Genomic DNA, 9,444 nt, shown 5'->3' with positions numbered 1-9,444 from the left:
CCGTAGCACGTCTCAAACTCAGCGAAATGGACACGAGAAAGGGGGCGGTCTTTCTTGGTGATGCCAGGAACGTTCGTCCGACCGTCGTAAATCCAGACCTTCGACGTCGGCTCCCCCTTTGTGAAGAAGACGACGTTCGCTTTCACACCTTGGCTGTAGGGGGTGAACGTCCCACGCGGGAGCCGGATGACCGTGTGGAGGTTGCAGTCTTCGGTGAGAATCTTGAAGACCTCACCCGCCTGGTCCGCGAAGAGGCAGTTGTCGGGGAGCACGACCGCCGCCCGTCCGCCAGGGTTGAGCACGGTGAGGAAGTGCTGGACGAAGTTCAATTGCTTGTTGCTCGTCTCGACCGTGAAGTCGTCGCGGTCGGGAGCCTGGTTCGCCCCCTTGGTCCCGAAGGGCGGATTCGCGAGAATCACGTCGAACTTCTGACTTCCTGGAGCGGTGTAAATCGCGTCCTGAAGCTCAATGTGCGGCTCGACCCCGTGGAGGAACATGTTCATCAGGGCCAGTCGCCGCGGACGGGCCACCAGCTCGGTCCCGAAGTAGGTCTTCCGCTTGACCCGCTTGGACGTCTCCCGGTCGAGTGCTCCGTCCTTCGTCTGCTCCATGAGCCACTCGTAAGCCGCCACCAGGAACCCGCCGGTCCCGCAGGCCGGGTCGGCGATGGTGAAGGTCGGGCTCGTCCGGGGGTCGGGCTTCATGCAGCGGACGATGGACTGGATGAGGACGCGGGGCGTGAAGTACTGCCCCGCCCCCTTCTTGCCCTCGCTCGCCGCCTTCTCGAGGAGCCCTTCGTAGGCGTGGGCCTTCACGTCGACGCCCAGGGCCGTCCACTCGGTTTCGTCGATGAGGTTCACGAGGCGTCTGAGGTTCACCGGGTCGCTGAACCGCGACTGAGCCCCCGCGTAGATGTCGCCCAGGATGCCCGGCTGCTTGCCGAGCGTCCTCAAAACTTCGATGTAGTGGTCCGTCAGGTCGGTCCCGGATTTGTCTCGGAGCTTCGACCACTCGCAACCGCTCGGGACCTCGAGCACACGCTCGGAGGCCATCTTGAGGAAGAGCAGATACGTGATTTGCTCGATGTAATCGCCGTAATCGACGCCGTCGTGCCGGAGCGTGTGGCAGAAGCCCCAGAGTTTCCCGACTATGTCGCTCATGCCGCCATCGCCTCGTTCAGTTCGAGAAGGAGCCCCGCAAGCTTACCCTGAAAAACCCGGTTCGCCTGGACCCAGCCGCCCTCTCGCGAGAGGACCGGGACGTCGTCGAAGTCGTCCCGGTCGATGGACAGGTTCGCCGCCAGGTGTTCGCGGATGCGGCCGAGCCACCGCTCTTCATCGGCCGAGAACGTCTTGCCGGCCTTGAGTTTCGCCAGGGCCTTGTCCACACGCTCTTCGGCCGTGAGGAGCGGCGCCGATTCGTCGGCCGCGTGCTTGACCATCGAGATGATGTCGACGAGCGGCTTGTGATAGGCGGCCTCGTGGGCCTTCAGCAGATTCACCTCTGTGAATCGGTGCTTGGTCGTCGCGAGCTTTCGCCGAAGCTCGCCCAGGGCCTCCGTCCCCCACTCCTTCGGCCGGTCGAAGAGGATGCGGATGGCGTCCACCTGGTCGGGGTTCTCTCTGACGTAGTCGGCGAAGAGCTTCAGGTAGTCCTCCGGCCGATGCTCCTTCCCCGTGCCGTCCCGGATGAGCCACCGCGACGTGACGACGTCCTTCGCCTCGTGGGCGATGACGAAGCCTCGTTGAGGCCGCCTGTAGTTCGCAAGGAGGTCCTGGAAGGATTCGTTCCGGAGGAGCTTCATCGTCCCGGTGAAGTCGTTCGCGACGGCCGTCTTGAGGGTCTTCGCGAACCGGCCGAGGTCGCCGTCGGCGATGAACGCCGCGAAGTCCGTCCTGGCCTCGCCCGACATCTCCTTGTCGATTCGCTGGAGCCGCTTGACGAGGCAGCCCACGTTATACGCCCGGTCCTTGTTGTTCCAGACGTCCTCGATGATTTCCTTGATGGGCCGGGTCGGCTTCGCCGGAGGCTCGCTCGTGAACGCCGAGGCCTGCTTGAAGTAGGCGAGCAGCGTCCCGTCGAAGCAGTCGAACACGGTGAAGTGCGACTTGTCGGGATGGTGCTCGCCCTTCCGCGTGCCGCGGCCGAGCATCTGCTCGAAGAGGATGCGGGACTTCACCGGCCGCAGGAAGACGATGAATTCGAGGTCCGGGACGTCGACCCCGGTCGAGAGCATGTCGACCGTCACGACGACGGCCGGGTTCGGCCGGTTCCTGAACTCGCGGATGCGTTTCAGCGGACGGTCGACCGTGGGGCTCCCCGTGATTTTCTGGACGAACGCCTCTCCCCTCCCGAAGACCTCGCGGCAGAGGTTCACGAGCTGGTCGGCGTGCGAGGTGTGGGGCAGGTCGTTGGTCGCGAAGATGAGCGTCTTCGGGAAACGCCCGTACTTCGCCTCGTGCTCCAACGCGTATTTCTTCAGCTCCTCGACGACCTTCCGGTTCGAGTCGGGGGCCGTCGCCTTCCGCTCGATGTCGCTCGCGTCGTACGCCCGCTCGTCCTCGAGGAAGTCGAGCTGCTGGCCTCCCGTGGCGGTGTCGACCAGGCCGACGTGCTCGCCCTCCTTGAGGAAGAGCCCCTTCATGCGGATGTCCGAGTCGACGGCGACCGCGTCGTAATCGACGAGGTAGCCCTCCTCGACCGCCCGCCGGTATTCGTAGCGATAGACCACGTCGGTGAAGTAGGCCGTGGTGTGGGCCGCGGGCGTGGCCGTGAGCCCGACCTTCACCGCGTCGAAGTAATCGAGCACGGTCCGCCAGGTCGAGAGTTCCGCGGAGGTGTAACCACGGTGGCATTCATCGGCGATGATGCAATCGAACGCGTGGGTCGGGATGTCGAGCTTGTCGGCCTCCTCGACGTCCCGCACCTCGTCCCCCTCCTCGAACGCCGCGGCCCGGCCGAGGAGGTTTATCGCCATCCGCTGGATTGTGCATACATAGACGAACGCATGCCCGCCCGTAGGGCTGAGGAGATAGGACGACGGGAGGACTTCCGGGTCGAACTTCTCCTCGTTCCCGTCCTCCTCGAAGTCTTCCTTGCGGAACCGCTGGCTGAAGACCTCGTAAATCTTGTTGAACTTCAAGCCGGGCTCGGGCTCGAACCCTGCGAACGCCCGCACGGCCTGGGCGGCGAGGGCCCGCCTGTCGACGAGGAACAGGACCCGCCGGGCGACCCCCGACTTGATGAGCCGATAGGCCTGGTTCACCATCGTGAACGTCTTGCCGCAGCCGGTGGCCATCGCGACGAGCATCTGCCGCTTGCGGTCCGCGACGGCCTTCTCGACCGCTTCGTTCGCCTCGACTTGGTAGGGACGGAGCCGCGAGTGGTTGTTCGGCAGGGCGAGCAGCTTCCGGACGTCGCCGTCGAAATCGCGGGCGAGACGCTCCTCGAGCCCCGAAGGCGTCGGATAATCGGCGACCCGCCGCGAGCGTTCGAGCGGATTCCTGACGTCGTGGAACCAGACGACCTCGCCGTTGGACGAGTAGAGGAACGGGACTCGATAGGACCCGAACTGAAGAGGGTTGTCCGTCGCCCCCTCGGAGTATCGTTGGGCCTGGACCAGCACGTTCTGCGGCCCGAGAGAGACCTTCTTGGCCTCGACAATCCCGAGGATTCGGCCGTTCACGAAGAGGGCGTAGTCGGCCGGGCCGTTCGCGGTCGGGTACTCGGTGACGGCCTTCGCATGGGCTTCGGCCGGTTGGAAGGACGGGCCGTGAGGGACGACGTCCCAGCCCCAGGCACGGAGTCGCGTATCGATGCGGTTCCTTCGGGTCAGCCACTCCAGCTCGGACGACATGGCTTCATACCTGCTCTGTCATAAGGCCCGATATCGATTTCGCCTGCATCCACGGTATCTACATAAGCCGGCCGTCGGAAGACTCCGTCTCGGCTGAGCACGTGCTTCTCGGGTCGCCCGGATTCGATGGGCGACAGCCTTCGAGCCGGAAATCGATTCGAATACGAACGCACATATCTCGGACCCTTGTTCTTTCTCGACGCATCGCCTTAAATCCGGGCCATGAGTCCCGGAGCGTCACCCTCAGGCCCCCGACCACGCTCGGGCGGGGGACGCTCCGGCAATCGGGCCGACCAGCCGATGCTCGCGTTCTTCGACGCCGTCGCACCGCCGCGGCCCGCACTCCCGCCCGAGGAAATCGCCCCCTCGAACCTGGGCGACCTCGTCCCGCCCCCGCGACCGAAGCCGGTCGACGCGGGGGACGAGGCCGCGGACCATGAGCCGGGCCCACCCCCCGCCCGCCCCGCGGGCGGGGAGAAGGCCAAGGCCCTCGACGTCCTCGAGGCCGTCCGCACGCTCGGGCGAATCGAGCGGGAGCGGAGGCTCCCCGACCAGGTCGAACGCCGGACGCTCGCCCGTTTCGGCGGCTTCGGCCCCGTCGCCCTCTCCCTCTTCCCGGACCCGGTCACCGGTTCCTACAAGTCGCCCGCGTGGGAGGCACTCGGGGAGGAGCTCGTCTCCCTCCTGACCGCCGAGCAGTACGAGAGTGCCAAGCGGACCACGTTCAACGCCTTCTACACGTCCCCCGTCGTCGTCGCCGCGATGTTCGCCGCCCTCGAACGACTCGGCGTCCCCAAGGGGGCCGCCGTCCTGGAGCCGGGGTGCGGCTCGGGCCGCTTCATGGGCCTCGCACCCGCCGGGATGCGGTTCCTCGGCGTCGAGCTCGACGGCGTCTCGGGACGCATCGCCAGGGCCCTCCATCCGGGCCATGACATCCGCATCGAGAATTTCCGCGACACGAAGCTCCCCGAGGGGAGCCTCGACGCCGTCGTCGGCAATCCGCCGTTCGCCGACGTGAAGTTCGAGTACGCCAAGATGCGGCTCTCGCTCCACGATTACTTCTTCGCGAAGTCGCTCGACGCCCTGAAGCCCGGCGGCGTCCTCGCCCTCGTCACGACCCACTACTCGCTCGACAAGCGGAACGCCGAGGCCCGCGAGCACCTCGCCGCCAGGGCCGATTTCCTCGGGGCCGTCCGCCTGCCATCGGACGCCTTCAAGCAGGAGGGCACGAGCGTCGTCACGGACATCGTCTTCCTTCGCCGCAGACCCCCTGAAGGGCCGCCCGACCATGCCGACCCGGCCTGGCTGGAAGTCGGGACGCTCGAAGTCGAAGGGGCCGAGGTCGGCGTCAACCGCTACTTCCTCAATCATCCCGAGATGGTGCTCGGCGACTGGTCCCGCAAGGATAGGCTCTACGGCGGCGGCGACGGCTACAGCGTCGTCGCGAACGGCGACCTGGGCGAGCAGCTCAGGCTCGCCGTCGAGCGACTGCCGAGGTTCGAGCCGTCGATTCCTGCGGCCAAGCCCAGGGCCGCGACGTTCACGCCCCCCGCCCCTCCGACGCCGACGCTCGACCACATCGTCGAGGGGAGCTTCTTCCTCGGCCCCGACCGTTCCATCCGCCAGTCGGCGGGCGGGCGAGGGGTCGCCGTCTGCTACGGCGGCACGACGCTCCGGGCCGACGGCACGCTCGTCGGCCGCAGGCTCGCCGCCCTCATCGAGCTTCGCGACCACGCCCGCAACGTCCTGAAATCGCAGAACGAGGGAAGGCCCGAGCCCGAGCGGGACGAGGCACGTCGCCAGCTCAACCGGGCCTACGACCGCTTCGCGGCCGCCTACGGCCCCATCAACAAGACCACGTTCGGCGAGACGGCGGGCGGCGTCAGCGTGCGACGTATGCCGAACCTCGCGAAGTTCCGGGAAGACCCGGACGCCATGCTCGTCATGTCGCTCGAGCACTACGACGAGGCCAGCGGCACGGCTTCGCCCGCCGCCATCATGCAGAAGGACGTCGTCGGGAAACGCCCGCCCGTCACCGCCGTGCGGAGTGCCGAGGAGGGGCTCCTCGTCTCCCTCGACCACAAGGGCAAGGTCGACCTCGCCTACATCGTCGAGCTCTACGGGGTCGCCCAGGAGCGGGCCGTCGAGGAGTTGGGCGACCTCATCTACAGGGACCCGGCGACGCTGGGCTGGGAGACCGCCGACGCCTACCTCTCGGGCGAGGTCCGCACCAAGCTCGCACGAGCGGAGCTTGCAGGCCCCGAGTATGCTCGGAATGTCGCGTCGTTGCGTGCGGTGCAGCCCGAGGACGTGCTTCCCGGCGACATCGACGCCAACCTCGGGGCCCCGTGGATTCCCGAGTCGGACCTCGAAGCCTTCGCCGCCCACCTTTTCGGCGTCGAGCCCAAATGCGTCCGCGTCGGCCACCTCGTGAAGGACGCCGTGTGGAGCGTCGACTACGACTATCAGGTCGAGCGGACGGTCGCCGCCACCGCCGACTTCGGCACCGCGAGGGCCAACGGGACGTTGCTGCTCGAACTCGCCCTCAACCTGAAGACCCCCCTCGTCCAGGACACCGTCCAGACCCCGGACGGCGAGGCCCGCGTGGTCAACCAGGAGGAGACGCTCGCGGCCCGCGAGAAGCAGAAGCGAATCAAGGAGCGGTTCCGCTCCTGGACGTTCGCCGACCCGGAGCGGACCGAGCGGCTCGTCCGCATCTACAACGACACCTACAACAACCTCCGTCCTCGCCTCTTCGACGGCTCGCACCTCGACTTCCCCGGCATGAATCGGACCATCACCCTGGACCGCCACCAGGAGGACGCCGTCTGGCGGGGGATGAGCGGCGGCAACACCCTGCTCGCCCACGCCGTCGGGGCCGGGAAGACCTACACGATGGCCGCGACCGGGATGAAGATGCGGGCCGCTGGCCTCTTGAAGAAGCCGATGTACGTCGTGCCGAACCACATGCTGGAGCAGTTCGCCCGCGAGTTCATGCAGCTCTATCCCAACGCACGGCTGCTCATCGCCGCGAAGGACGACCTCGCCCGCGAGCGGAGGAAGGTGCTCACCGCGAAGATGGCCAGCGGGGAGTGGGACGGCGTCATCGTCACCCACAGCTCATTCGAACGCATCGGAATGTCACGCGGCTTCCAGGCCCGGTTCCTCCGCGAGCAAATCGCCGAGTACGACCAGCTCCTCCGCGACTCGGCCCGCGGCGACGCCTCGCGAGTGCACAGGAATTTGACGAAGGCCATCGAAAAGCAGAAGGCCCGCCGCGAGGCCCGCCTCAAGGAACTCCTCGCCGAGGAGAAGAAGGACGACGGGCTCGTCTTCGACGAGCTCGGCGTCGACCACCTGTTCGTGGACGAGGCCCATTACTTCAAGAACCTCGAAACCCCCACCAAGATGGAGAGGGTCGCGGGCATCCAGACGGGGGGCAGCGAGCGGGCGTTCGACCTCTTCATGAAGGGCCGATACCTCCACGAGAATCATCCCGGGCACGGGCTCGTCTTCGCCACCGGCACGCCCATCAGCAACACGATGGTCGAGATGTACACGATGCAGCGGTTCCTCGACCCCGAGGGGCTCTCACGCCGGGGCATCGAGCACTTCGACGCCTGGGCCGCGACGTTCGGCGAGGTCGTCGACGTGATGGAGATTTCCCCGGACGGGGCGAGCCTGAGGCCCCGCAGCCGGTTCGCCCGGTTCATCAACCTGCCGGAACTCCAGCAGATGTTCCGGGCGTTCTCGGACGTGCAGACGGCCGAGATGCTCGACCTCCCCCGCCCCCGGCTCGCGGGGGGCAAGGCCGAAATCGTCGCCTGCCCGATGTCCGACGAGCAGCGGGGCGTCCAGCAGCACCTCGTGGCCCGCTACGAGCGGATTCGCTCGCAGAAGGTCGACCCCCGCGAGGACAACGCCCTGGCCATCACGACCGACGGCCGGAAGCTCGCCTTGGAGGCCCGCCTCATCGCGAGTCGGGCCCAGGATTTCCCGGCCTCGAAGGTGAACGCGGCGGTCGCCAACATCGAGTCGATTTGGCGGGCCACCGCACACAATCGCGGGACGCAGCTCGTCTTCTGCGACATGGGCGTCCACCCGACGCCGTGGGGATATTCCGCCTACGGCGACCTCGTCGCCAAGCTCGCCGCCTGCGGCGTCCCGCGGGACCAGATGGCCGCCGTCGGCGACGCGGACACCGACGCCAAGACCCAGGTCCTCTTCGAGAAGGTCAGGAACGGCTCGGTGCGGGTCCTGATAGGCAGCACGCAGAAGATGGGGACCGGCACCAACGTCCAGCGGAGGCTCGTCGCGTTGCACCACCTGGACGCCCCGTGGAAGCCCGCCGAGGTCGAGCAGCGGGAGGGCCGGATTCTGCGGCAGGGCAACCTGAACGAGGAGGTGCAAATCTTCCGGTACGTGACCGAGGGCTCGTTCGACGCCTATATGTGGCAGGCCCTGGAGACCAAGGCCCGGTTCATCGCCCAGGTCGTCACGGGCGAGTCGGGCAGCCGCCGGGCCGAGGACGTCGGCGGGCAGGAGTTGTCGTACGCCGAGGTGAAGGCCATCGCCTCGGGGAACCCCGCCGTCTTGACGCTCGCCGAGGCGGACGCGGAATTGCAGCGGCTCTCGACCTTGCGGAAGCACCACGCCGACGAGCAGTTTTTGGCCCGCCGCAATCTCCGCGACCTGCCCGAGACCGTCGCCCGGCATGCGAAGCGGCTGGCCGACCTCACGGCCGACCTCGCCACGCTGGCGAGGCACGCGGACGACCCCGTGACCGTCGACGGCCGCCAGTGCCGCCGCGACGAAGTCCAGGCCGTGCTCGGCCGTCGCCTCGACTCGACGCCCGAGCTCGTCCCCCGGACCCGCCGCTTCCCGCTCGGCGTCTACCGCGGCTTGCGGTTCGGGATGGTGGTCCACCCGGAGTCCGGCCCCGAGGTCTACCTCGAAGGGGCCGCCGTGCGGCATGCTTCCCTCTCCCGCGACTCCCACGGGCCGCGGGCCGTGATGAACGCCGTGGAACGCCTCGCGGCCGGCACCGAGGGCCAGAGGGCGTCGGCCCAAAGCGAGCTGGCCCTCGCGGAGGGACAACGACGCGACTATCAAGACCGGCTCGGCAGGCCGTTCCGGCACGACGCCTATTTCGCCGAATTGGCCGGGCTCCGCGACCTCCTCAAGGTCGCCCTCGCGGGGACCCCGCCCGACCCGGACGCGGCGCCTCTCCCGACGGCCGGGGAACTCGCCGAGCGGGTGCAAGTCCTCAAGGAATCGCAATCCCTCGACGCGACCCCGCCGCCGTCGCGGGGTGCGAGGACGTCCACCGGCGAACGCCCCGTCACCGCCCGCATTCGAGGGCGGCGGGGGGTGGTCGTCCCGGGAGGGACGGAGGACGAGGCGGAAGCTCGGGTCGAGCCGGTCGCATCGGGAGGGACCACCGAGCCGTCCCCCGTCGCGGCGGTCCTTGCGGGCACCGCGGCGTCCTCCCCCCTTCCCGCCCGGGCGCCCGCCATGCTCGAGGTGCGGGACCGAGGTCGCTTGAAGCAGAAACGGTTGTTCTGAACGCCCCGGCGGCGAGGATTCCG

The 9,444-nt window shown here is 67.7% G+C and carries 3 protein-coding genes; 1 reads left to right on the top strand and 2 read right to left on the bottom strand.

Annotated features, from left to right (window positions below):
* Positions 1 to 1,160 (bottom strand): type I restriction-modification system subunit M (locus PZE19_RS32355; RefSeq protein ID WP_277864800.1); only part of this gene is annotated, 1,160 nt, incomplete at its 3' end.
* A complete protein-coding gene (locus PZE19_RS32350) occupies positions 1,157 to 3,856 on the bottom strand; it encodes a type I restriction endonuclease subunit R (protein WP_277864799.1) in 2,700 nt (899 codons plus the stop codon). The genes PZE19_RS32355 and PZE19_RS32350, both read right to left, overlap by 4 nt.
* Before the next feature lie 300 nt (positions 3,857 to 4,156).
* Here PZE19_RS32350 and PZE19_RS32345 point away from each other — a divergent pair, with 300 nt between their 5' ends.
* Entirely contained in the window at positions 4,157 to 9,421 is a 5,265-nt protein-coding gene (locus PZE19_RS32345) for a helicase-like domain-containing protein (RefSeq protein WP_277864798.1), read from the top strand.
* The last annotated feature ends 23 nt before the right edge of the window (positions 9,422 to 9,444 follow it).

The organism is Paludisphaera mucosa (assembly GCF_029589435.1).
Lineage (GTDB): Bacteria > Planctomycetota > Planctomycetia > Isosphaerales > Isosphaeraceae > Paludisphaera > Paludisphaera mucosa.
This window is presented reverse-complemented; position numbering and strand designations above follow the sequence as displayed.

Excerpts from the sequence above, each read along its gene's own strand:
- PZE19_RS32350 (WP_277864799.1), bottom strand. The coding sequence starts at position 3,856 with ATGTCGTCCGAGCTGGAGTGGCTGACCCGAAGGAACCGCATCGATACG.
- PZE19_RS32345 (WP_277864798.1), top strand. The coding sequence starts at position 4,157 with ATGCTCGCGTTCTTCGACGCCGTCGCACCGCCGCGGCCCGCACTCCCG.